The organism is Nocardioides acrostichi, from assembly GCF_015319165.1.
Taxonomy (GTDB): Bacteria; Actinomycetota; Actinomycetes; order Propionibacteriales; family Nocardioidaceae; genus Nocardioides; species Nocardioides acrostichi.
This window is the reverse complement of record NZ_JADIVZ010000001.1, coordinates 134287-156236: the sequence shown is the minus strand read 5'-3', so window position 1 is coordinate 156236 and position 21950 is coordinate 134287. Positions and strand designations below refer to the sequence as shown.

The following is a 21950-nucleotide window of genomic DNA, read 5'->3' as shown; positions in this document are numbered from 1 at the left end:
CCACCAACGAGACAGCAACAGACGACGCGGTCGCCGATGCCCTAGCCTCGGCCTGCTCCCTCACTCGCCCCGGCACACCCTGGAGGGCCCATGCCCGCGTCCGCGTTCACCCACCCGGCTCCCGTGGAGGTCGACCTGATCGTCGTCGGGTCGGGAGGCGGTGCCATGACCGGCGCTCTGCTCGCCCAGCGTGCCGGCCTCAGCGTCGTGGTGCTCGAACGCACCGACCGCGTCGGCGGCACCTCGGCCTACTCCGGCGGCGCCTGCTGGCTGCCGGGCAGCGCGGTGCAGCAGCGGGCCGGCATCGCCGACTCCACCGAGGGAGCCCGCACCTACCTCGAGGCCGTGTTGCAACCCGACGACGGGTGGACGCCCGACGGGGCGAAGGTCGAGGCGTTCTTGGCGCACGCGCCCGTGGTGGTGGCCGAGCTCGAGGCCGCCGGCATCGACTTCGAGTGGTTGCCGTTCCCCGAGTACTACGACGCCCCGGGACGCTGCCCGATGGGGCGATCGATCCAGCCGACGAGCATCAAGCGCGCGGCGCTGCCGCGCGACGTCGCTGCCGTCGTCCGGCCCCCCGTGGAGCGCGATCGCGTCGGTGAGGAGGGGCGCAACACCCTCACCGGCGGCCAAGCGCTCATCGCTCGGTTGGCCGCGGCCTTCCTCGGTGCCGGCGGCCAGATCTGCACGGGGCACACCGTGCGCGACCTGCTCACCGAGACCGACGTCTCGGGCGACAAGGTGGTGGGCGTGTGGGCGCTGACCGAGCACGGCGCGGTCGAGGTGCGCGCGCGGCGCGGCGTGCTGCTCGGCTCGGGCGGGTTCGAGGGCAGCGAGGCCCGACGCGACTCCCACGACACCCCGGGCCGGGTCGAGTGGAGCATGGCGCCCCGCGGCACGAACCGCGGCGAACCCATCTCCGCCGCGCTCGACGCGGGCGCTGCCGTCGACTGGACCGGGCTCGGCTGGTTCTGTCCCGGGCTCGAGCAGCCCGATGGCGGCGGCTCGTTCACCCTCGGCTTCCGCAGCGGCCTCATGGTCGACGGCTCGGGACGGCGCTACGGCAACGAGTCGCTGCCCTACGACCAGTTCGGCCGGTTGATGGCGGCCGATCCTGCGCGCATCCCGTCGTGGTTCGTCTTCGACTCCCGCGAGGGCGGCCGCCTGCCCGGTATCGCGATGCCCGAGGGTGACCCCGCCGCGCACCTGGAGGCAGGGACGTGGGTGCGCGCCGACACGCTCGAGGAGCTGGCCGAGCAGACCGGCGTGCCGGCGTCCGCACTGGTGACCAGCGTGGCACGGTTCAACGGCTTCTGCGCCACCGGTGTCGATGAGGACTTCGGCCGTGGCTCGGACGAGTACGACACCTTCTTCACCGCCGGCGAGGGCCCGAACAAGGCGCTCACGGGCGTCGAGCAGGCGCCGTTCTATGCCGCCCGGTTCGTGCTCTCCGATCTCGGCACCAAGGGCGGCGTCGTGACCGACACGAGCGGCCGCGCACTGCGCCCCGACGGCAGCGCGGTGCCACGCCTCTACGCGTGCGGGAACGCTGCCGCGCCGATGACCGGCCCGTACTACCCCGGCCCCGGCGCGCCCCTGGGCACCGCGATGGTCTTCGCGAGTCTCGCCGTGCGAGACCTGGTCGACTGACCCCAGGATCTCTCGCCGGCTCGGGTCGCTGCGCGGTGCCGAGCGCGGCGCCGGCCACCCGCACCCAACCCTGAGACGGGGCATACGGAGTTCACAGCAAGCGCACAGGATCAGTCATCATGGTGCTGCCATGGCCACCTCCGAGCTCACCCGCCCCGATGGATCCCCCCTGCGCGTACTGGTGGTCGACGACGAGGTGAACATCGCCGAGCTCATCTCGATGGCCCTGCGCTACGAGGGGTTCGACGTCACGACCGCACACACGGGCAATCGGGCGGTGCAGGCCGCGAAGGACACCGACCCCGACGCCGTGGTGCTCGACGTCATGCTCCCCGATCTCGACGGGCTCGAGGTGCTGCGGCGCATGCGGGGGTCCGACCCGCACCTGCCGGTCGTCTTCCTCACCGCTCGCGACGCCGTGGAGGACCGCATCGCCGGCCTCACGGCCGGCGGCGACGACTACGTCACCAAGCCGTTCTCTCTCGAGGAGCTGGTGGCACGCCTGCGCGGGCTGATGCGACGTGCCGGGGCCCAGCAGATCACCGAGTCCAACGTGCTCAGCGTCGGCGACCTCACCCTCGACGAGGACAGTCACGAGGTCTTCCGCGGGGACGACGAGATCACTCTCACCGCCACGGAGTTCGAGCTGCTGCGCTTCCTCATGCGCAACCCACGCCGGGTGCTCAGCAAGGCGCAGATCCTCGACCGGGTGTGGAACTACGACTTCGGCGGCCAGGCCAACGTGGTCGAGCTGTACATCTCCTACCTGCGCAAGAAGGTCGATGCCGGCCGTGAGCCGATGATCCACACGATGCGGGGCGCCGGGTACGTGCTCAAGCCGGCGGGCTGACGCGTGCCCCGGCTCCCCCGCGCTCGCTGGCACCGCCCTTCGCTCACCTGGAGGCTGGTGCTGACGGCGGCCGCCCTCGTGCTCACCACCTCGCTGGTCGTCGGCGCGGTCGCCACCCTCGCCGTCCGCTCCTACCTGATGCAACGCCTCGACGACGACCTCGCCGACGCCGCCCGACAGTCCGAGAGGGCGCCGGCCCAGCTCTACGTGTCGGGATCCTTCACCCCACCGCCCAGCCGGGGCGACCAGGACGACGACGGCCGCCGCCTGCCGGGCGGCAACGGCACGCTGAGCGCCTACTACGCCGACGTCTCCGGCTACGACGGCGACCCGGTGGGCAATGTCGTCGACTACGACCGCGACAACTCGGTGCGCTCCCTCTCGGCCAAGGCACTCGACGAGCTCGAGACCGTGCCGACGGGGTCGCCCACGACCCTCGAGGTGCCCGGCGTGGGCCACTACCGCGTCCAGGCCACCACGACGGTGTACGGCAAGGTCGTCACCGGCCTGCCCACCGACGGCGTCGACGGCGTGGTGACGCGGCTGGTCGTGTGGGAGGGGCTGCTCGTGCTGGCGGGCACCGGACTGGCCGGCCTCGCGGGCCTGGTGCTCGTGCGCCGGCAGATGCGCCCGCTGCGCGAGGTCTCGGCCACCGCGCACGCGGTCGCCGCGCTGCCCCTGGCCGAGGGCGAGATCAGCCTCGAGCAGCGGGTTCCCGCGAGGCTCACCGACGAGCACACCGAGGTCGGGCAGGTGGGAGCCGCTCTCAACACGCTCCTCGCGCACGTCGAGGACTCCCTCTCGGCGCGGCACCGCAGCGAGCAGCAGGTGCGCCAGTTCGTCGCCGACGCCTCCCACGAGCTGCGCACCCCGCTAGCGACCATCGCGGGCTATGCCGAGCTGGCGCGACGGCGTCCCGACGACGCCTCGGCGCAGCAAACGGCACTGGGCAAGGTCGAGGAGGAGTCCGCGCGGATGACGGCGCTCGTCGAGGATCTGCTGCTGCTCGCGCGCCTGGACTCCGGCCGTCCTCTCGAGCAACGTCCGGTCGACCTGGTGCGGCTGCTCGTGGAGGCCGTGTCCGATGCCCGGGTGCTGGCCCCGGGCCACCGCTGGCGGCTGGAGCTGCCCGAGGCGGCCGTCGAGGACGGCGTCGAGGTGATCGGCGACGAGCATCGACTGCACCAGGTGGTGACCAACCTGCTCACCAACGCCCGCAAGTACACACCCGAGGGCTCGACCGTGACCGTCACGGCGCTGCGCGACGGCTTCGTGGTGCGCGACGACGGGCCGGGGTTCCCGCCCGACCTGGTGCCGCACGCCTTCGAGCGCTTCTCGCGCGGCGACGTCGCGCGCACCCGCGGCGACGACACCCGGCCGAGCGGAGCGGGGCTGGGGTTGTCGCTGGTGCAGGCCATCGTGGCTGCGCACGGGGGCCTGGTCACCCTGAGCTCCACCCCCGGCGACACCCGTTTCGAGGTGCGCGTCGCCGCCGCGGAGACCGACGAGTGAATCTGCCCGACTCGACCATCTTGGGTTTTCTGCGTTGATCTGTTGGGCTGGGCCCTAGCCGTCGGCTCCTCCGATGGCCCTGACGACCAGCCCAGGAGGCGAGCATGACCGCCGTCGTGTCCGGTACCCAGCAGCGCTCGAGCGAGCTGTTCCAGCGCGCGGAGTCGCGCACGGCGCGCAACTACAAGCCGCTGCCGGTGGTCATCGAGCACGCCGAGGGCGCCTGGATGACCGATGTCGACGGCACCCGCTACCTCGACCTGCTCGCCGGGTACTCCGCGCTCAACTTCGGCCACGGCCACCCGGGTCTGCTGCGCACCGCGCACGAGCAGCTCGACAAGCTCACGTTGACCAGCCGCGCCTTCGTGCACGACCAGTTCGCCGACTTCTGCTCCGAACTGGGCGACCTGTGCGGCAAGGATCTCGTGCTGCCGATGAACACCGGCGCCGAGGCCGTCGAGACCGCCATCAAGGTCATGCGCAAGTGGGGCTACGAGATCAAGGGAGTCACCCCGAACGAGGCGAACATCGTCGTCGCGGGCGGTAACTTCCACGGTCGCACGACCACCATCGTCGGCTTCTCGGACGACCCCGACGCCCACAACGGTTTCGGCCCGTTCGCGCCCGGCTTCCGGCTGGTCCCGTTCGGCGACCTCGACGCCGTCTCGGCGGCCATCGACGAGAACACGGTGGGCGTGCTCATGGAGCCGATCCAAGGAGAGGGCGGCGTCGTGCTGCCCCCCGACGGCTTCCTGGAGGGCCTGCGCCGGCTGTGCACCGAGCGCAACGTGCTCTGGGCGGCCGACGAGATCCAGGCCGGCCTCGGCCGCACCGGCAAGACGTTCGCGTGCGACCACGAGGGCGTCGTGCCCGACCTCTACGTGCTCGGCAAAGCGCTCGGCGGCGGCATCGTGCCGGTCTCGGCCGTCGTGGCCGACCGGGAGATCCTCGGGGTGCTGCGTCCGGGTCAGCACGGCTCCACGTTCGGGGGCAACCCGCTCGCCTGCGCTGTCGGGCTCGAGGTCGTACGCATGCTGGCGACCAACCAGCACCAAGAGCGGGCCGCCGAGCTCGGTGTGATGATGCGCGAGAGGCTCGAGGCGCTGGTCGGCAACGGCGTCGTCGCCGTGCGTACCCGCGGCCTGTGGGCCGGCGTCGACATCGACCCCGCCATCGGCACCGGGCGCGAGATCTGTGAGGCGCTCATGGCGCGCGGCGTGCTCGCCAAGGACACCCACGGCTCGACGATCCGCCTGGCACCACCCCTGGTCATCGAGGCCGACGATCTCGCCTGGGGTCTCGACCAGCTGGCCGAGGTCGTGCACGGCGCGTCCGATCAGGACTGAATCTGAGAGCACTCTGAGACCAGGCGTCGCGGTGTCCCTCATTATGGTGACAAGCACTCCCCGGGGCGTACTCTGAGTACTGCGTGCGCCGTCGACCCGGGGTTCTGAGACTCCCCCGCGGTCGGCGGCGTTCGCTTTGCTCGCGGGCTTCTACTGCTCCGGCACGGTCGCGACGAGCGAGGGCAGGGCGGCGGTGAGCATGTCGAGCAACTGCTCGCGCGACACGCCCGTCGGGTCGAGCACCCACGACAGCACGGCGTCTTCGGCCATGGCTGCCCAGCCACGCACCACCAAGCGGGCCAGCGGGGTGTCTGGCACCCGGAAGCCATCGTGCTCGTCGTCGAAGACCCGGTCGGTCAGAGCCGCGCGAGCCTCGTCGTAGATCTCGCGCATGGCCTCGCTGCCGCCCGCCGATCCGCGGACCAGGGAGAGGTAGCCGGCGAGGTTCTGCTCGACGTAGGCGAGGTAGGCGGCCATCGAGGCGTGCAGGCGCTCGAAGGCGTCACCGGAGGTCGGCGGCGCCGTCTGCGCGATGAGGTCGTCGGCCGCGTGCCGCACGACCGCCTCGTGAAAGGCGGCCTTGTTGCCGAAGTAGTGGTAGAGCAGACCCCGTGAGATGCCGGCCTCCTCGGCCAGCAGGTCGATCGAGAGCTCATCGACCGAGCGGGTCGAGAGCAACCGCACGCCCAGGTCGAGCAGTTGGGTGCGGCGTTGGTCGGGGCTCAGTCTCGTGCGCGTCGTCACACCCGCCATTCTATTGACGTTTTTTCAATAGCGCCAGTATTCTCACCGACATGCCTCGCTCTCTCGCTGTCGACCACGTGATCGTGGGTGCCGGGTTCGCCGGGATCGCCGCCGCCATCAAGCTCGACGAGGACGGCGAGCGCGACGTCGTCGTCCTGGAGAAGGGTCACGACGTCGGCGGCACGTGGCGCGACAACACCTACCCCGGCGCCGCCTGCGACGTGCCCAGCCAGCTGTACTCCTTCTCGTTCGCACCCAACCCCGACTGGTCGATGTCGTTCTCGCCGCAGCCCGAGATCCAGGCCTACATCGAACGAGTGGCCCGCGAGTCCGGCGTGCTCGAGCGGTTCCGGTTCGACACCGAGGTCACGGCCGCCACGTGGGACGGCGCCACGCAGCGCTGGCACGTCACCGCGCGAGGCCCGGAGGGCGAGCAGACCTACGTCTCGCGCACCCTGATCACCGGCACCGGAGCTCTCTCGGAGCCCAAGCTGCCCGAGATCGAGGGCATCGACGGCTTCACCGGCGAGTTGTTCCACAGCGCCCAGTGGGACGCCGACGCCGACCTCGCCGGCAAGCGCGTCGCGGTCATCGGCACCGGCGCCTCGGCGATCCAGATCGTGCCGAAGCTCCAGGAGCAGGTGGCCCACCTCGACCTCTACCAGCGCACCGCGCCGTACGTGATGCCGCGCCACGACCGCACCTACTCCCGACTCGAGAGGGCGGCGCTGCGGCACGTGCCAGGTCTCCAGAAGCTCTACCGCACCGCCATCTACTGGGGTCGCGAGACCTACGTGCCCGGCTTCACCTGGAACCCTGCGTTGGCGATGCCGGCCCAGAAGATGGCGCTGAAGAACCTCGCCGACGCCGTGGCCGACCCGGACCTGCGCGCCGCGCTCACCCCGGACTTCCAGATCGGCTGCAAGCGCATCCTCATCTCGAACACCTACTACCCCGCCGTCGCCAGCGACAACGTCGAGCTCGTCACCGACGGCATAGCCCGGATCGACGGCAACGCGATCCTCACCCGCGACGGCACCCGGCGCGAGGTCGACGTGCTCGTCGTCGCCACCGGGTTCGCGACCACCGATCTGCCGATCGCCCACCTCGTCACGGGCCGGACCGGCGAGACACTCGCCGAGCGCTGGACCGAGAGTGGCATGGCCGCCTACAAGGGCACCACGGTCCCGGAGTTCCCCAACCTGTTCACCATCGTCGGACCCAACACCGGGTTGGGGCACTCGAGCATGGTGTTCATCATCGAGAGCCAGGTCGCGTACCTGCGCGACGCGATCCGCACCATGCGGGCCCAGGGCCTCGGCGCCGTCGAGCCGACCGAGCAGGCGACGTCCGACTGGAACGACGACCTGCACCGCCGCATGCGCCGCACGGTATGGAACAGCGGCGGCTGCGCCAGCTGGTACCTCGACGAGCACGGCCGCAACACGACGCTGTGGCCGCGCACCACCTTCACCTTCCGGCGGCTGCTCGCCCGTTTCGACGCCGAGCAGTACGTCTTGAGCCCCGAGCACACCACCACCCCGACCCAGGAGGTCGTTTCCGCATGAAGTCGCTCCACGACAAGGTCGTCGTCATCACCGGAGCCGGATCCGGCATCGGTCGCGCCCTCGCCCTCGACCTCGCCGCCAAGGGCTCGCGCCTCGCGCTCTCGGACGTCGACGAGGCCGGCCTCGCCGAGACCGTGCGCCTGGCCGAGGCAGCCGGCTCCCCCGAGGTCGTCGGCCAGCGGCTCGACGTCGCCGATCGGGACGCCTTCCTCGCCTACGCCGACGAGGTGGCCGCCCACTTCGGCCGCGTGAACGTCGTCGTCAACAACGCCGGCGTGGCGCTGGCCGGTGACCTGGTCGACCTCGACTGGCCCGACATCGACTGGATCCTCGGCATCAACCTCGGGGGGGTGATCACCGGCACCAAGGCGTTCCTGCCGCACCTCATCGCCTCCGGCGACGGCCACCTGGTCAACATCTCCTCGCTGTTCGGTCTGCTCTCGATGCCCGGCCAGTCGATGTACAACGCCGCCAAGTACGCCGTACGCGGCATGACCGAGGCCGTGCGCGAGGAGATGCTCATCGCCGGGCACCCCGTCGGCGTCACCAGCGTGCACCCCGGCGGCATCAAGACCGCCATCGCCCGCAACTCCCGCGTCTCCTCCAAGGAGGACCAGAAGGCCACGGCCGAGTTCTTCGACAAGAAGCTCGCCAAGACCACGCCCGAGAAGGCGGCCCAGATCATCGTGCGCGGCATCGAGAGGAACCAGGCCCGCGTGCTCGTCGGCCTCGACGCCCACGCCCTGCACACCTTCGCCAAGTTCTCCGGCTCTCGGTACCAAGACGTCGTCGCCCGGATCAGCAAGAAGGTGCTCCCCGCCAAGGCAGTGTGATTGGGGCGTTAGAGGCCGTCGTTTGGTACCAAACGACGGTAAAGACCGGGGATTTTACTGTGGTTTGGTACCAAACGTGCACCTCGCGCACGTCGCTAGGGTCGGCGCCATGACCCCCGGCCGGATCGTGATGACCAAGTGGGGCAACCGTGCGCACTGGGAGTTCGCGGCGATCTGGCTGGGCGAGGACGAGCACGGTCACTGGCTCGGGGTGCCGGCGGGCACCCGCCACTCGCGCCCGGGCATGGAGTTCGTCAGCGACGTGCCGACGGTGACCCTGGCACCGCGGAAAGGCTGGTACCTGCCCACCTGGCACGCACCCGACCACTGGTGGTGCGACACCTATGTCGACATCGCCACTCCCCCGGCCCTCGCGTGGGTGGGCGAGCACGACGACACCTGGGTACTGCGCAGCACCGACCTCGACCTCGACGTGGTCCGCGAGCGCACGGGGCGGCTCTTCGTCGACGACGAGGATGAGTTCGAGGAGCACCGTCTCGCCCTCGGCTACCCCGACGACGTCGTGACCCAGGCGCGTGCTGAGTGCGCCGCCGTCCATGCGGCGATGCAGGCGCGCCGAACGCCGTTCGACGGCAGCCACCGTCGCTGGCTCGACCTCGTGCCCCAGTGACCCCGAGTCCGGGCGGAGCGGGTCAGCCGACGCGGCGCGACTCCCGACGCCGCGTCACCTGTCGCACCGGACCCACCAGCCGCGGACCCGACAATCGGGCCTCGAGCCGGCGCGCCTCGCGCTTGAGCGGCTGGGAGAGGTACTGGCCGAGCAGGACGCCGGCAGCGAGAGCGATCGCGACCGACACCGCGGTGCCGAGGGCGAGCAGACCGGCCGGCACCTGGCTGTCGTCCATGGCCAGCAGGCTCAAGCCGGTGTAGATGGAGATACCGGGGAGCATCGGCACCAGGGCCGGCACGACGACCACCAACGGAGGCACGGAGAAGCGCCCCGCGATCGCGTAGGCCACCACGCCCACCAGCAGGGCGGCCCAGGCCACCGACCAGGCGCGCCCGACCCCGAGTTGGTCGAGCATCCGGCTGACGGCGATCGCGACGCCGGCGACCAGAGCGATCGGCGCGAGGATCCGGTGCGGCGCCCGTGAGGCGTAGGCGAAGGCCGCCGCCGCGACTGCAGCACCCAGCACGAGCATGCCGAACGTCTGGAGGCTGTACCGGCCCGGGTTGATCGACGGTATCCGCAGGCCCGCGACCTGCGCCACGCCGAGCCCGCCGGAGACGCCGGCGATGATGCCGGCCGTCGCCAGCAGCGCCTCGGTCAGGCGGGCCCCCGCGGTGATGTAGAAGCTGGTGAGGGCATCTTGGAGCGCGCTCATGAACCCGATGCCCGCCAGCAGCAGCACGATGTTGGCGGTGATGACCGCCGAGACGTTGACGTGCAGCGGGGTCGCCCCGACGCCGATGGCCAGCAGCGACGCCACGCCGCCGCCGAGCACCTGCTGGTAGAAGCCGGGCATCCGGCGCCGCGACATGCGCAACTGGAGCCGGTCGATGAGCATGGCCGACACGAACGCCGTGAGCAGCACCCAGCCGTTGCCCCCGAGCTGGAGCCCGACACCGGCCGCCATGACCCCCCACCCGAAGGTGATGGCCGTGCGCGGGCGGCGGCGTCCGCTGGAGGTGATCCGACCCAGTTCGGTGCGGGCCCCGCGCAAGTCGGTCTCGCCGTTGAGGATGGCGCGGATGAGATGGTCGGCCCGGGTGAGCTGCTCGTAGTCGATCGCGCGCTGCTGGACCTGGCGGCGGGCGGTGATCGCCTGCCGCTCGGCGGTGTCTTGGTAGCTCATCGTGAGCGAGGTGAAGATGATGTCGACGTCGACGTTGCGTAGGCCCAGCGATCGGCTGACCGAGAGCATCGTGGCCGTCACGTCGGCCGCACCGACCCCGGTCGAGAGCAGCAGCTCACCCATGCGCAGGCACAGGTCCAGCGTCAGGTTCACCTCGCGCTCGTCGGTCATGTCGCGATGGTGACAGCGCCGCCCAGGAGCACCCCAACCGACGGACACGTGATCCGTGCCACCGCCGGCGGGGCAGCCCTCCCGGGGCCTGGATCCCCCATGAGATCGAGGCCCCGGGAGGGAGTCAGTGGGTGCTCAACACCCCGGCAAGCACCCCGTCAGCAACGTCGATCGAGTGTGCAGATGAGCCCCTTGACCTTGGGAGTGCCCCACCCCGTGACGTAGTCCCAGCCGGGCGTCGTCGGGTAGAGGCCGTTGGTGGCCGGCACCCCGGTGCTGGTGTCGGTCGAGGTGACGTCGAAGTAGTCCTTCGCGGCGGCGTTGCTCGTGCCGGCCCGGTAGAGGCCGTAGTTGGCGAATCCGTTGCCGCGGGACTTCTTGGAGGCCGACTGGATGCGCGCCCACATGCCCTGCATCAGCGGAGCCGAGAGCGACGTTCCTCCGCCGTAGCTGTCCTGACCGGCGGACTTGATGAGGTAGCCGTTCGAGAGAGCGTCACCGGACTGGGCCGCCACATCGGCGATGCCGCGGCACGGGTTGCCGGTCGTGACACACGGGATCGCGTTGTTCGCGACGCCCTTCTGGTAGTCCGGACGGTCGATGAACAGCGTCGAGCCGCCGCCGCCGAACGCCCAGCCGTACTCGTGGGTGCGCCGGCCCTGGCCGTCGGTGTAGAGCACGGTGCCGCCCACGGCGGTCACGTAGGGCAGCGACGCCGGGGAGTTGGTGATCGGCACCCCCTGGTTCAGCACACCGTTTCCGGCTCCGATCACCGCGGCATAGGCCACCGGGCACGAGGAGCCGGTGTCACCGGTCGAGACGAACACGGTCTTGCCCTCGAGCGCGATCTGCTGGGTGATCGGTGTGAGGGTCGCGTCACTGGCGTTGCCGATGCCGATGCCCGCCGGGAGGTTGTAGACCGTGGGGTCGTTGAGCACCGGCGCCACGGCGTCGCTCACGTACGGGATCGACTCACACTCGCCGTAGCTCGCGGAGGCCTGCAACGGCCCCTTCGCGTCGTCCGCGAACTGACTGAACACCGCATCGACGTCGGCGTCGCTGAGATCCTTGCCGAAGTAGAGGGTGAGCTTGCCGACCTTCGGCGCCATCCCGGTCGAGGCCTGGGTGTCGATGTTCCACTCGACGCGACCGGAGTCGTCGGAGAATCCGCTGTCACCCTTCGGGTGCTTCACCCGCACCGGCACCCGCGGCAGCTTGTTGGCCGTCTCGAAGTCGCGCAGGTCGGCGATGACGTCCTTGCTCTGGCCCTCGCCGAAGACCGCGACACCCTGCTTCTGGCCCTTCCAGCGGGCCGGCTGCTGGTAGGCCTTCCAGAGATCCTGCGGAGTGGTGGAGCCGATGCAGTCGCCCGTGGGCAGGCAGGAGTCCTGGCTGGTGGTGGCCGCCGTGCCCGAGTGGGTGTGCGGCCCGGTGGTGGTGCGGTAGGCCTGGAGGGTGTTCAGGCCGACGACGTTGCTGATGCCGAGGCCTTTCGCGTACGAGGGGGCGGCGGTGTTGGCGAGGAACGTGGTGCCATCGGTGCGGAACCGGTCGATGGGGGTGTGGAAGGCAGAGGACACCGCGGACGACGTGCCGCTGAGACTCAGCACGTCGCCCGCTCGGGAGACGTGGTCGACGCTCAGGCCGGCGTCGGTGAAGTACTGGGTGACTCGCGCCTGCTGAGCGGCCGGCACCCCGAACCGGCGCGCGAACCGCGCCGGCGTCAGGAAGTGCCCGTAGTGGGCGTTGCCCGGCGTGTTCATCGCGGTGATGAGGCGGCGCTCGGCGGCCAGGTGCGGGCGGTCGAGGCTCACCACGAGGTGCATCGGGGTCGCCGCAGGCGCCGCACCGAGGTCCGTGGCCTGGGACAGGCCCGGCAGCAGGTTGTAGGTGAAGTCCCGGGTGAGTTTCTGGGTGTCGGCGCGGCGGGAGGCCGTGTGCGCGACTGCGGCACCGGCCGCGGGGGTGACCAGCAGGGCACCGGCAGCGAGGGCCGCGGTGGCGGCGGCTTTCCAACGGCGGGGAGAGGTGGGGTACACGAGAGCTCCAAGAGGTGGGGGACGCCGAGGCGTCTCGGGTGGTTGACCAGTGCAACGTCGCGCCCGCCAGCGGGGTCACGGGCCGGCGCCCGAGAAAGCGCTGAGAAGTCCCGGCCCGTGCTCTCAGCGTCGACTCAGCGTGGACTCAGAGTCAGCCCACGTAGCCCGCTGGGGTTCCCCAGGTGTCTCGCCGCGTGGTGCCCCGGTCAACGAGCACGCACCGGGTGCCGGTGAAGTTGGTGGGCATGCACTTGTTGCAGTGGATGCACAGGCTCGGCGTGCTCGCGTCGGCGGCGATCCGGTTCACCAGGTCGGGCTTGCGCAGCAGCGCTCGCCCCATGGCGACGTAGTCGAAGCCCGTGCTCATCGCGAGGTCCATCGAGGCCCGGTCGACGATGCCGCCGAGCAGCACCATCGGCAGGTCGACGGCGGCCCGTACCTGGCGCGCGTGCTGGAGCAGGTAGGCGTCGCGGTAGGGGTAGGCGCGGATGAACCTCCTGCCGACCAGCTTCACGCCGAGTCTTATCGGTTGCGGCATCACCGCGGCGAACTCCTCCAGCGGCGCGTCGCCCTTGAAGAGGTACATCGGGTTCTCCAGCGACGAACCGGCCGTCATCTCCAGCGCGTCGCAGGTGCCGTCGGCCTCGAGCCACTGCGCTACACCGATCGCCTCGTCGAGCCAGAAGCCTCCGGGCACCCCGTCGTCCATGTTGAGCTTCACCAGCACCGCGATCCGGTCGCCCACGGCCTCGCGCACCGCGCGGAGCACCTGACGTGGGAAGCGCGCTCGGTTCTCCAGCGATCCGCCGTACTCGTCGTCGCGGCGGTTCAGCCGCGGGCTGAGGAACGAGCTGAGCAGGTAGTTGTGCCCCAGGTGCACCTCGACGGCGTCGAAGCCGCACTCGATCGCACGTCGTGCCGCCTGCGCGTGAGCCCGGACGACGCGCTCGATGCCGGCGCGGTCGATCGCGTGGGTGCGCGTCATCGTGGCGGTGAGGCGACTGCTCGGCGCGAGCGCGTGGCGTCCGGCCGAGCGCGGGTCGGCGACGGGTCCGGCGTGCCCGATCTGCGCCGACACCGCCGCCCCCTCCGCGTGCACCGCCTCGGTGAGCGTGCGCAGGCCGGGCAGCGCCTCGTCGGTCCAATGGATCTGGTGCTTGTCGGTGCGCCCGTCGGCGCTCACCGCGCAGTACGCCACCGTCGTCATGCCGACGCCGCCGCGCGCGTAAGCCAGGTGGAAGTCGAGCAGATCCCGTGTGACCCGCCCGCGATGACTCAGTCCCTCGTAGGTGGCCGCCTTGATCACCCGGTTGCGCAGCCGCACCGGGCCCAGCTCGGCGGGGGCGAGCGGGTCGGGTGCCGGTGTGTCGACGGTCACCTCGGCAGGGTAGACGCCTCCAGCCGAGTCGTGTGGTCGCCGTCCTGGAGCACGCCTCGCAGTTCGGGGTCGGCAGCCAGCGCACGTCGGGCCCGATGCAGGCGCACTCTGGCCGTGCCGGGTCGCACGCCGATGACCACCGCGATCTCGGCCGGCGAGAGACCTTCCCACTCCGCCAACCGCACGATCTCGCGTGCGGCGGGGTCGAGTCGGGCCAGGGCTCGCGCCACCGCGTTCTCCCGAACGGGCGAAGATCTCGTCGCGGACGCACCAGTCGTGGAGGACGCGAGCATCGCCGCCGCCTCGGCCGCCCTCCCAGCACGCTGCTCTCGCCGAGATTGCTGGAGCACGACCCGTCTTGCGGCGCCGAAGAGCCAGGCACGTCGCAGATCGGCGTCCGGAAGTTCGGCGCGACGACGCCAGGCGACGGCGAACACCTCGGCCACCACGTCTTCGGCCTCGGCCACGCCACGTCGGCGCAGATAGCCGAACAAGTGTGGCGCCGTGGCGCGGTAGAGCGCCTCGAACTCGGGTACGTCGAGCCGCCCACCAGGAGTCGTCACCGTGCAGCCTGCGGGAGCGATCGCATCTGGTAGGTCATCCCGCAGACCCCCCAGCGAGCGAGAACCGCACCGAGACGATCCACGTTCTCGGCCTCGACTGCCTCGGCGACGAGGGGAAAGTAGCCGGCAGGCGTGCTGTCGAACGCCACCCGGCGCACCGACACCTCACCCGAGCGTGGGTCCGTCACGTCCCGGTGCTCCCACGCGATGTCCTGTTCGGGGTCGACATCGGTCACGGCCGGCCAGTGCGGTGCGTCCATGAGCATGTGCGCCGACCGATCGAGCGTGTCGACATCGCCCGCGGCCAGTGCTCCGGCCCACTGGTCCGACCACGCGCACACCGAAGCCCGTGCAGCCCAGAAGCGCAGCGCGCCGGTTCCCGTGGACGCCTCCCCTGGCACAGCGCCCCGCTGGTCGAGGCGGACCTCGACCTCGACCCAGCGCTCCCGCGACTCAGCGTCGGGGAACGGGACGTCGGCCACCACGTCGGCCACCACGTCGGCGTAGTCGGCAGCCGAGGGATCCAACCGCTCGCCGGGGCCTCCCAGCCGCAGATCCTCCGCGTCGACGGGCCCCCTGCCCGTGTGGGCCGAGTACACCCCTGCCGCGGCCCATCCACCGGCGCCGATGAGAGCCGTCGCAATACCGGCCGTGGCCGCGAGCCGCAACGAGCGTCGCCGACGCGGACGCGGCGCGTGGTCCATCATGGACTGCTCGATACGCATCCACACCCGGTCGAGTTCGGAACTGTCGGCCTCGATGACCTGGGGCGCTGTCTGTGCCACGAGCCGAGCGTGCTCCGCGGGCCATGCGTTGTCGGTTCGTGTCACGGTCGAGATCCTCTCCTGGGTCGGCGACGCGAGCGTGTGCCCGCCTCCACCCTGGATGTGTCGATGCGTTACGGCGGCATAACCCCGGCGACATCACCGCGTTGATCCCACGACGCAGAGGGAGGACACACGTGCACCGACATCGCCACTCGGCACGGGCCGCCGGCCGGCGCCTTGCGCTCGCCACGGCCACGGCCGGAGCCCTGCTCACCGCCCTGCTGACGCCTGGAGCCCAGGCCGAGCCGACCGACCCGACCACGCCTGAGTACCAGGTCGCCGACGCCCAGAGCATGGCCGATGCCTACGGCCGCATCACCGGCGAGAACGGGCAACTGCGCAACCCCGCCTACCTCCCGGCACTGGTGCAGGCGAACGGCCAGCGAAGCGTCGACCAGCTGCTCGATCAGATGGCCACCCCGACCCGGCCGGCAGTGAGTCCCGGGTTCTTGGTGCCGGGGTGGAACGTCGGCAACCCGCTGCGCGCCGGTTGGGCCGGCACTCGCGGACGCGTGCGCAAGGTGACCTTCACCAACAAGTACGGCGCACTGCTGCGTGGCAAGGTGTGGGCACCGCTGAAGCACGCGCGCGACCCCTACACCGGCCGGCGTCTCCACGGCCCCTACCCGGGGGTCGTCATCACGACCGGCTCGGTGCAGGGCTCGCAGGGCATGTACGAGTGGCTGGCGCAGGATCTCGCCGAACGCGGCTACGTGGTCCTCACCTACGACGTGCAGGGCCAGGGCACCAGTGAGACGCTGCCGCACGAGAGCGGGCAGGTCTTCCCGTTCTGCGACCCCACGAGTGACCCGGCGCCCGGCGAGATGACCGGGTGCCCCGGCGTCCCGTTCCAGCAGCTGTCGAACTTCGTGGTCGGCACCCGCAACGCGCTCGGCTTCTTCACCTCCACCCCACGCCGGCACTACCCGAACGCGGGCGCCGCGGGTGCCGACGTGAACGACTTCAACCCGTTCTGGCGACTCTTCGACCGCTCGAAGGACAGGCGCACCGACACCCCTGGACGCACGACGCGCATCGCGATCATCGGCCACTCCCTCGGCGCCCAGGCCGTGTCGAAGGTGCAGCAGATCGACCAGCGGGCCATGACCGTCGTGGCCATGGACAAGCTCGCGACCGGCGATCTCACCGGCAGCACACCGGGCGTGCAGAACACACCCACGATCCCGGCGCTGGCCCTGCAGTCGGAGTACGGCTTCACCGTCACCCCGTGGTGGTTGAGCGGCGGCAGCTCGCTCCAGCCCCAGCCCAGCCCCGCGGGGCCGGACCCGATGCGCGAGCGTGCCACGGGCTTCGACGGCTGGCACCGCGCCGGCATCGACTCGATGCTCGTCGTGCCGCACGCCTCGACGCATCTGGACTACACCGACATCCCGCTCGTGCTACCGGCCAGCCGCTACGGCCAGGATCTCGACAGCACCTACATCCAGCTGTGGCTCGACCGCTACCTCAAGCACCGCCACAACACCCGGGCTCTGCTGGCCTCGTCGTTCACCTACCTGGAGCCGCAGGGCGACGGCGTGTGGAAGCCGATCACGCTGAAGCGCGACGACCTGCTCTCGAAGCGCTACTGCTCGGCGTACTCGCTGGCCGACGACGGGCGCCCGCGGGTCGACCTCGACATCGACCACGTGGGCTGCTGACCACGCACCCGCCGCTGTCGGCGCCGCCGGGTAGAACGAATCCATGGACCAACGCCTCAGCCTCATCACCCTCGCCGTGGCCGACCTCGCCGCCAGCCGCGCCTTCTACATCGACGGTCTGGGGTGGGAGCCGTTCCTCGAGGCCGACGACGTGCTGATGGTCCGTACCGGAAAACACCTGCTGCTCAGTCTCTGGACGCGCGAGGGATTCACCGCCGAGGTGGGCGCACCGATGGCCGGCGGCATCGCGCCCGTCACCCTGGCCCACAACCTCGCCACCGACGCCGAGGTCGACGACGTCATCACCACGATGGTCGCCGCCGGCGGCACGCTCGGCGAGGCCGGCACCCGGCGTGTGTGGGGCGGGTACTCCGGCTACGTGCTCGACCCCGACGGCTACCGCTGGGAGATCGCGTGTGCGGGTGACGGTCCGATCACACGCACTGTCGTGCCGTGATCATCACGGTGCAGCCACGAGCACGTCGGTGTGCGTGAAGTCGTTTCCGACGAACAGCAGCGGCTCGCCCAGACTGGTAGCCAAGGCATAGGAGTAGCAGTCGCCGAAGTTGAGTCTGGCGGGCGATCCGGAACCTCGCCCATAACGCCGGTCGGCGTCGCGTGCGATGCGGGCGTGTGACGCCGACACTTCGACGAGTCCCACGTCGAGCGTCGCCAGAAGGCGATCCAAGCGGGCACCGTGCCGGGCCGATCGGGCGTCCGCGACGATGCCCAATTCCACCCAGGTGGCGGTCGACATATGGCATGGGTGCCGGGCAGCGATGTCTGCTACCTGCTGCCACCCGGGTTCCGTCTCCAACACGGCCATGACCGCTGAGCTGTCGACGATCACAGCGGCAGCACCTGGCCGTCGTAGAGATCGTCGATGGCCCGGACCTCGGGCTTCGCGTTTCCGGGATCGGCGGCGTACTCCAGGGCGATGCCATGGACTGCTTCGACGCGCTTCCTCACCGCCGCACCTGCCGGGTCCGCCCCGAACTCACGCAGCAGCAGTTCGAGAGCCTCCTCGATGGCACCCGTCTGCGTCCGACCGGTGAGACGCGCGGCCTCGCGCGCCAACGCATGCACCCGTTCGTTCTTGATGTTGAGGCCCACGTGTAGAACTACACCTTCGCATTGAGGTAGACGGTTCCTACCAAGGCTCGAACAATCTCCTAGAGTCTCGGCGTGCCCACACCCGACGGCGAGCCGTACCTCGAGCGAGTCGACCCCGACGAGCTCGCCACCACCTTGAAGGTGTTGGGCGAGCTGCACCGGCTCGACCCCGAGCACGCGGATGTCCGCACCGTCAAGCACGCCACCGGGCACATGTGGAAGCTCATCAAGAAGACCCGCCGTGCGGCCCTGCGTCAGGAGCGTGCCGCGGCCGATCGCGCCGTCATCGAACGGACGGCGACCGGCTCGGCGCTGCGCATCGACGACGAGACCGCGGGCCTGCCGCTCGTCTCGACGGCCACGGGAGCCTTCGCCGGCGAGCTGATCACGGCGCGAGGCTGCTACATCTGCAAGCAGGACTACACCCTCGTCGACGCCTTCTACCACGGCCTCTGCCCCACCTGCGCAGCGTTCTCGCACGCCAAGCGCGACCAGCGCACCGACCTCACCGGACGTCGAGCCCTGCTCACCGGCGGCCGCGCCAAGATCGGCATGTACATCGCGCTGCGGCTGCTGCGCGACGGCGCCCACACCACCATCACCACCCGATTCCCGAAGGACGCCGTCCGCCGGTTCGCAGCCATGGAGGACTCCGCCGACTGGCTGCACCGGCTCAAGGTCGTCGGCATCGACCTGCGCGACCCCACCCAGGTCGTGGCGCTCACCGACGACGTCACCGCCGACGGCCCGCTCGACATCCTCGTCAACAACGCCTGCCAGACCGTGCGCCGCTCGCCGGGCGCCTACGCGCAGCTGGTCGAGCTGGAGTCCGCTCCCCTCCCCCAGCTCGACCTCAGCCCCGAGATGGTCACCTTCGACCGCATCTCCGAGGCGCACCCCGCTGCGATCACCGGCGCTCTGCGCGAGCACTCCGTGGCCCATCACGAGGGCGAGACGGCCGACCACGCGCTCGCTGCGCACAACGCGGCCACGCTCACCGCGCTGGCGCTCAAGGCCGGTAGCGCCTCGCTGGAGGCCCACCTCGACGGCACCGCCGTCGACGCGGGCGGGCTGCTGCCCGACCTCCAGACCACCAACTCCTGGACCCAGGTCATCGACCAGGTCGACCCGCTCGAGCTGCTCGAGGTGCAGTTCTGCAACGCCATCGCGCCGTTCCTGCTCATCTCCCGCCTACGGCCGGCCATGCGAGCCGCGGTGAGCGCGGGCGCGCGCCGGGCGTATGTCGTCAACGTCAGTGCCATGGAGGGTCAGTTCGGCGGACGCCGCTACAAGGGCGCCGGCCACCCCCACACCAACATGGCCAAGGCCTCGCTCAACATGATGACCCGCACCTCGGCCACCGAGATGTTCGAGACCGACCAGATCCTGATGACCTCGGTCGACACCGGCTGGATCACCGACGAGCGGCCCCATCAAGAGAAGCTGCGCATCGCCGCCGAGGGCTGGCACGCCCCGCTCGACCTCGTCGACGGCGCCGCCCGCGTCTACGACCCCATCGTGCGCGGCGAGGCCGGCGAAGACCTGTACGGCTGCTTCCTCAAGGACTACGAGAAGGCACCCTGGTAGGTGACGTGCGGCGCGTGGATCACCGCCTGGGTCAGCGGATGCGCGAGGTCGGCTTCGAGACACGACGCGTCGTCTGGTAGCCGTCGCGCAGCGCGATCACCCTCACCGTGATCCGTTTGCCCTTCAACGTCCGCCCCAGGCGCAACGTCGACGCGGTGCGACCCTGGAGGCGCCGACCGTTCGCTGACCATCGGTAGCGGAACGTCGTCGGCGTCGGCTCCCAGGTGCGGTGACGGGCCCGGAGCACCTTGCCGACCCGCTTGACACCCCGGATCACCGGGCGCGGCGAGGTGGTGAAGGCCTGGCGGCCCACCGTGACCGGCGTCGAGGTGCTGGTGCGTGTCGCGCGGGCGGACTGCTGCCCGGTGATGGTGACGGAGAGGTCGCGGCCCTGCCAGTCGTCCGGGATCGCGAAGGTCGGCGAGATCGCGCCGTCGACGGGCCGACCGTCGACGTTCCACTGGTAGGTGTAGCAGGAGCCGGAGGTCCAGTCGGCCGCCCGGGCCCTCACCGTCGCCCCCGATACCACGTCGCCGACGACCTCGGCCGTCCCCTGCTGCGCCGGGAGGGCCGGCGCTGTGTCGACGCCGGGATCGGTCAGCGTGACGGTCACCTGCACGGCCGGGGGTAGCGACCCGGACACTGCCGGGTCGGCCGCACCCACGTAGCGGTCGACGTGCACGCTCATGCCGCCGCGTACGGCGCTCTCACCCGCGAGGCGAGACGTGTCGTAGTCGTCGCTCGGGTCGCGGGGCGCGTACGTCTGCAGGATCAGCCTGCGGTCGGTTTGGTAGCGCTCGACCACCAGCCCGGATTTGTCGTTCGATGCGCCATAGGTGCCGTAGATCGCATGGTCGTCGCGGCCGAGACGGTTGCGCCAGTCGAGTCCGTAGACGTCGCCGGTCGAAGGATCCGTCACGAGCACGCCGCGGGTGCCGGAGTCTGTGCCCCGACCCAGGAGATCGTAGGTGCGCGTCGAGGTGCCCTGCCCTTCGGGCAGGTCGAGCTCGGGCACCTCGCAGTGCTGGGTGATGCCGAGCTGGCGCCGCTGAACGGAGCTGAGCGCGATGATGCCCCAGTCGTCGGGGAACGAGGAGCCCATGAAGTTGTAGTGGTCGGCGTAGGTCGACACCGAGCACGTGGGGTCGCACACCTCGCGACCCGCATGGGCCAGGCTGAAGTTGTGCCCCAGCTCGTGCATCAGGGCCTGGCTGAACGACGAGGACGCCGCCACGGTGGCGCGGCCGCCGCCGAAGGGCGCATCGGGCGATCCGTTGCTGCCCAAGGCGTACTCACACCCGACGCCCGCCGGTACGACGACGAGCAGATGGTTGGGCCCGCTGTGCGCGAAGGACACGTCGGGGAACTGGCCGGCCGCCTCGTTGTAGAGGGCGCTGCCGTTCGAGCAGTCGACCTGGGTCGCATAGTGCTCGATGGCGCCGACCCGGTCGAAGGAGGTGATCATGCCGTCGGACTCGGTCACCCAGCGGGCGAGCGTGCGGTCGACACGGGTGGCTATCTCGGCGTCGCCGTAGTCGTACGTGCCGACGTTGGTCACTTCGGCGATGTAGAGGTGCTGCGGCCCCGGGGTCTGTGGTGACGTGGGTACGGTACGCGGCGCCGCGCTCTCACGAACCGACGGCGAGAAGGTCGCCCGCGCCACGGTGCCGTCGTCCGTGACCTCCGCCCGCACAGGGGTGCCCGCGGTCACCGCGGGTACGGCCGCATCGAAGCGGAGAGTGCGGTAGTGCCCAGGGCCGCGCTCGATGCCGTACACCACCCTCCCGGCGCCTGAGGCAGTGTCCCGGGTCGCGATGTCGAGCCGGCCACGCACCACGTGCGTCGCCGTACCGACCAGACCGGGGTCGAGATAGCTGACCGAGCCCGAGTCGGACCGGGTCGGTGAGACGGCCGCCGCGGTGACCGGTGACATCGCGAGGGCGCCCACCGCCAGGGCGATCGCGCCGATGATGCCGACGGCTCGAGTCCGAGATGAGTTCAAGAGAGCCTCCTGAGCCCGTCTCTACTCCCCTCGGTTGCCGCGAGCAAGGTGTTGCCCGGTCGGTGGACCGTGAGTTCGCGGCGGGGCCGGCGAAGACCGGTACGGCTACTTCCTGGAGGCCGACGACGAGACGCCCTGGTAGACGTTCCTACGGCGAGATGACCTCGAGGCCGAGGGAGTCGAGGACCACGGCCGCAGCGACCGCCTCGACCTGAGCCACGGCCGTCTCGCGCCTCGTTCGGCGCATCCGGTGGACGAGGATCTCCTGCTATCCCTCGACGCTGCAGTG

General features: G+C 70.6%; 19 protein-coding genes. 10 read left to right on the top strand and 9 right to left on the bottom strand.

Annotated features, from left to right (window positions below):
- The first annotated feature begins 90 nt into the window (after positions 1-90).
- The 4 genes from ISG29_RS00760 (at position 91) to rocD (ending at position 5358) form a co-directional block, all read left to right on the top strand.
- Positions 91-1650 carry an FAD-dependent oxidoreductase gene (locus ISG29_RS00760; protein ID WP_194501466.1) on the top strand — a complete coding sequence of 520 codons (1560 nt, stop codon included), beginning with the start codon at positions 91-93 and terminating at the stop codon, positions 1648-1650.
- Between the two features lie 130 nt (positions 1651-1780).
- A complete protein-coding gene (locus tag ISG29_RS00755) occupies positions 1781-2500 on the top strand; it encodes a response regulator transcription factor (RefSeq protein ID WP_194501465.1) in 720 nt (239 codons plus the stop codon).
- Positions 2501-2503: 3 nt separating this feature from the next.
- A complete protein-coding gene (locus ISG29_RS00750; protein WP_194501464.1) occupies positions 2504-4012 on the top strand; it encodes a sensor histidine kinase in 1509 nt (502 codons plus the stop codon).
- 104 nt (positions 4013-4116) lie between these two features.
- The gene (gene rocD, locus ISG29_RS00745) at positions 4117-5358 is read left to right on the top strand and encodes an ornithine--oxo-acid transaminase (protein WP_194501463.1); all 1242 of its coding nucleotides are present in this window, start codon (positions 4117-4119) and stop codon (positions 5356-5358) included.
- Positions 5359-5508: 150 nt separating this feature from the next.
- On the opposite strand, the gene ISG29_RS00740 is transcribed toward rocD, so the two are convergent.
- Positions 5509-6111, bottom strand: coding sequence for a TetR/AcrR family transcriptional regulator (locus ISG29_RS00740; protein WP_194501462.1), 603 nt, complete (start codon positions 6109-6111; stop codon positions 5509-5511).
- 41 nt (positions 6112-6152) lie between these two features.
- On the opposite strand from ISG29_RS00740, the gene ISG29_RS00735 reads away from it, so the two are divergent.
- The 3 genes from ISG29_RS00735 to ISG29_RS00725 all read left to right on the top strand — a co-directional run bounded on the left by ISG29_RS00735 (position 6153) and on the right by ISG29_RS00725 (position 9134).
- On the top strand, positions 6153-7670 hold the full coding sequence (locus ISG29_RS00735; protein WP_194501461.1) for a flavin-containing monooxygenase: 1518 nt from the start codon (positions 6153-6155) through the stop codon (positions 7668-7670).
- The gene (locus tag ISG29_RS00730; protein WP_194501460.1) at positions 7667-8503 is read left to right on the top strand and encodes an SDR family NAD(P)-dependent oxidoreductase; all 837 of its coding nucleotides are present in this window, start codon (positions 7667-7669) and stop codon (positions 8501-8503) included. The genes ISG29_RS00735 and ISG29_RS00730 overlap by 4 nt, the downstream gene beginning before the upstream one ends.
- Positions 8504-8612: 109 nt before the next feature.
- Positions 8613-9134, top strand: a complete 522-nt coding sequence (locus tag ISG29_RS00725) for a DUF402 domain-containing protein (protein ID WP_194501459.1) — start codon at positions 8613-8615, stop codon at positions 9132-9134.
- A 22-nt stretch (positions 9135-9156) separates the two neighbouring features.
- On the opposite strand, the gene ISG29_RS00720 is transcribed toward ISG29_RS00725, so the two are convergent.
- From ISG29_RS00720 to ISG29_RS00700, 5 genes are all read right to left on the bottom strand, one after another.
- Positions 9157-10491 (bottom strand): threonine/serine exporter family protein, encoded by a 1335-nt coding sequence (locus ISG29_RS00720; RefSeq protein WP_194501458.1) that lies wholly within the window; start codon positions 10489-10491, stop codon positions 9157-9159.
- A 158-nt stretch (positions 10492-10649) separates the two neighbouring features.
- Positions 10650-12530 carry a S53 family peptidase gene (locus ISG29_RS00715; RefSeq protein ID WP_194501457.1) on the bottom strand — a complete coding sequence of 627 codons (1881 nt, stop codon included), beginning with the start codon at positions 12528-12530 and terminating at the stop codon, positions 10650-10652.
- A 151-nt stretch (positions 12531-12681) separates the two neighbouring features.
- Positions 12682-13908: an NADH:flavin oxidoreductase gene (locus ISG29_RS00710; protein ID WP_194501456.1), complete on the bottom strand. Its 1227-nt coding sequence runs from the start codon at positions 13906-13908 to the stop codon at positions 12682-12684.
- Positions 13905-14471, bottom strand: coding sequence for an RNA polymerase sigma factor (locus tag ISG29_RS00705; protein ID WP_194501455.1), 567 nt, complete (start codon positions 14469-14471; stop codon positions 13905-13907). Before ISG29_RS00705 ends, ISG29_RS00710 begins: the two co-directional genes overlap by 4 nt.
- Positions 14468-15256, bottom strand: coding sequence for a hypothetical protein (locus tag ISG29_RS00700; RefSeq protein ID WP_194501454.1), 789 nt, complete (start codon positions 15254-15256; stop codon positions 14468-14470). The genes ISG29_RS00705 and ISG29_RS00700 overlap by 4 nt, the downstream gene beginning before the upstream one ends.
- Positions 15257-15432: 176 nt before the next feature.
- Between ISG29_RS00700 and ISG29_RS00695 the strand changes: the two genes are divergently transcribed.
- Both ISG29_RS00695 and ISG29_RS00690 read left to right on the top strand, forming a co-directional pair.
- A complete protein-coding gene (locus tag ISG29_RS00695) occupies positions 15433-16959 on the top strand; it encodes an alpha/beta hydrolase (protein ID WP_328827383.1) in 1527 nt (508 codons plus the stop codon).
- 43 nt (positions 16960-17002) lie between these two features.
- A complete protein-coding gene (locus ISG29_RS00690) occupies positions 17003-17416 on the top strand; it encodes a VOC family protein (RefSeq protein ID WP_194501453.1) in 414 nt (137 codons plus the stop codon).
- 3 nt (positions 17417-17419) lie between these two features.
- Here the strand turns inward: ISG29_RS00690 and ISG29_RS00685 are convergent, their stop codons facing one another.
- Both ISG29_RS00685 and ISG29_RS21450 read right to left on the bottom strand, forming a co-directional pair.
- Positions 17420-17809 carry a type II toxin-antitoxin system VapC family toxin gene (locus ISG29_RS00685; RefSeq protein ID WP_194501452.1) on the bottom strand — a complete coding sequence of 130 codons (390 nt, stop codon included), beginning with the start codon at positions 17807-17809 and terminating at the stop codon, positions 17420-17422.
- A complete protein-coding gene (locus tag ISG29_RS21450) occupies positions 17806-18072 on the bottom strand; it encodes a type II toxin-antitoxin system VapB family antitoxin (protein WP_194501451.1) in 267 nt (88 codons plus the stop codon). The genes ISG29_RS00685 and ISG29_RS21450 overlap by 4 nt, the downstream gene beginning before the upstream one ends.
- Before the next feature lie 72 nt (positions 18073-18144).
- Between ISG29_RS21450 and ISG29_RS00675 the strand changes: the two genes are divergently transcribed.
- On the top strand, positions 18145-19659 hold the full coding sequence (locus ISG29_RS00675) for an SDR family NAD(P)-dependent oxidoreductase (protein WP_328827379.1): 1515 nt from the start codon (positions 18145-18147) through the stop codon (positions 19657-19659).
- Positions 19660-19690: 31 nt separating this feature from the next.
- On the opposite strand, the gene ISG29_RS00670 is transcribed toward ISG29_RS00675, so the two are convergent.
- Complete coding sequence (locus ISG29_RS00670; protein WP_194501450.1) at positions 19691-21661, bottom strand: metallopeptidase domain-containing protein; 1971 nt, start codon at positions 21659-21661, stop codon at positions 19691-19693.
- Between the last annotated feature and the right edge of the window lie 289 nt (positions 21662-21950).

Bases quoted from the DNA above. Each gene is read 5' to 3' on its own strand.
- rocD (WP_194501463.1), top strand. From the start codon at position 4,117: ATGACCGCCGTCGTGTCCGGTACCCAGCAGCGCTCGAGCGAGCTGTTC.
- ISG29_RS00725 (WP_194501459.1), top strand. From the start codon at position 8,613: ATGACCCCCGGCCGGATCGTGATGACCAAGTGGGGCAACCGTGCGCAC.
- ISG29_RS00755 (WP_194501465.1), top strand. From the start codon at position 1,781: ATGGCCACCTCCGAGCTCACCCGCCCCGATGGATCCCCCCTGCGCGTA.
- ISG29_RS00735 (WP_194501461.1), top strand. From the start codon at position 6,153: ATGCCTCGCTCTCTCGCTGTCGACCACGTGATCGTGGGTGCCGGGTTC.
- ISG29_RS00760 (WP_194501466.1), top strand. From the start codon at position 91: ATGCCCGCGTCCGCGTTCACCCACCCGGCTCCCGTGGAGGTCGACCTG.
- ISG29_RS00730 (WP_194501460.1), top strand. From the start codon at position 7,667: ATGAAGTCGCTCCACGACAAGGTCGTCGTCATCACCGGAGCCGGATCC.
- ISG29_RS00690 (WP_194501453.1), top strand. From the start codon at position 17,003: ATGGACCAACGCCTCAGCCTCATCACCCTCGCCGTGGCCGACCTCGCC.
- ISG29_RS00740 (WP_194501462.1), bottom strand. From the start codon at position 6,111: ATGGCGGGTGTGACGACGCGCACGAGACTGAGCCCCGACCAACGCCGC.
- ISG29_RS00720 (WP_194501458.1), bottom strand. From the start codon at position 10,491: ATGACCGACGAGCGCGAGGTGAACCTGACGCTGGACCTGTGCCTGCGC.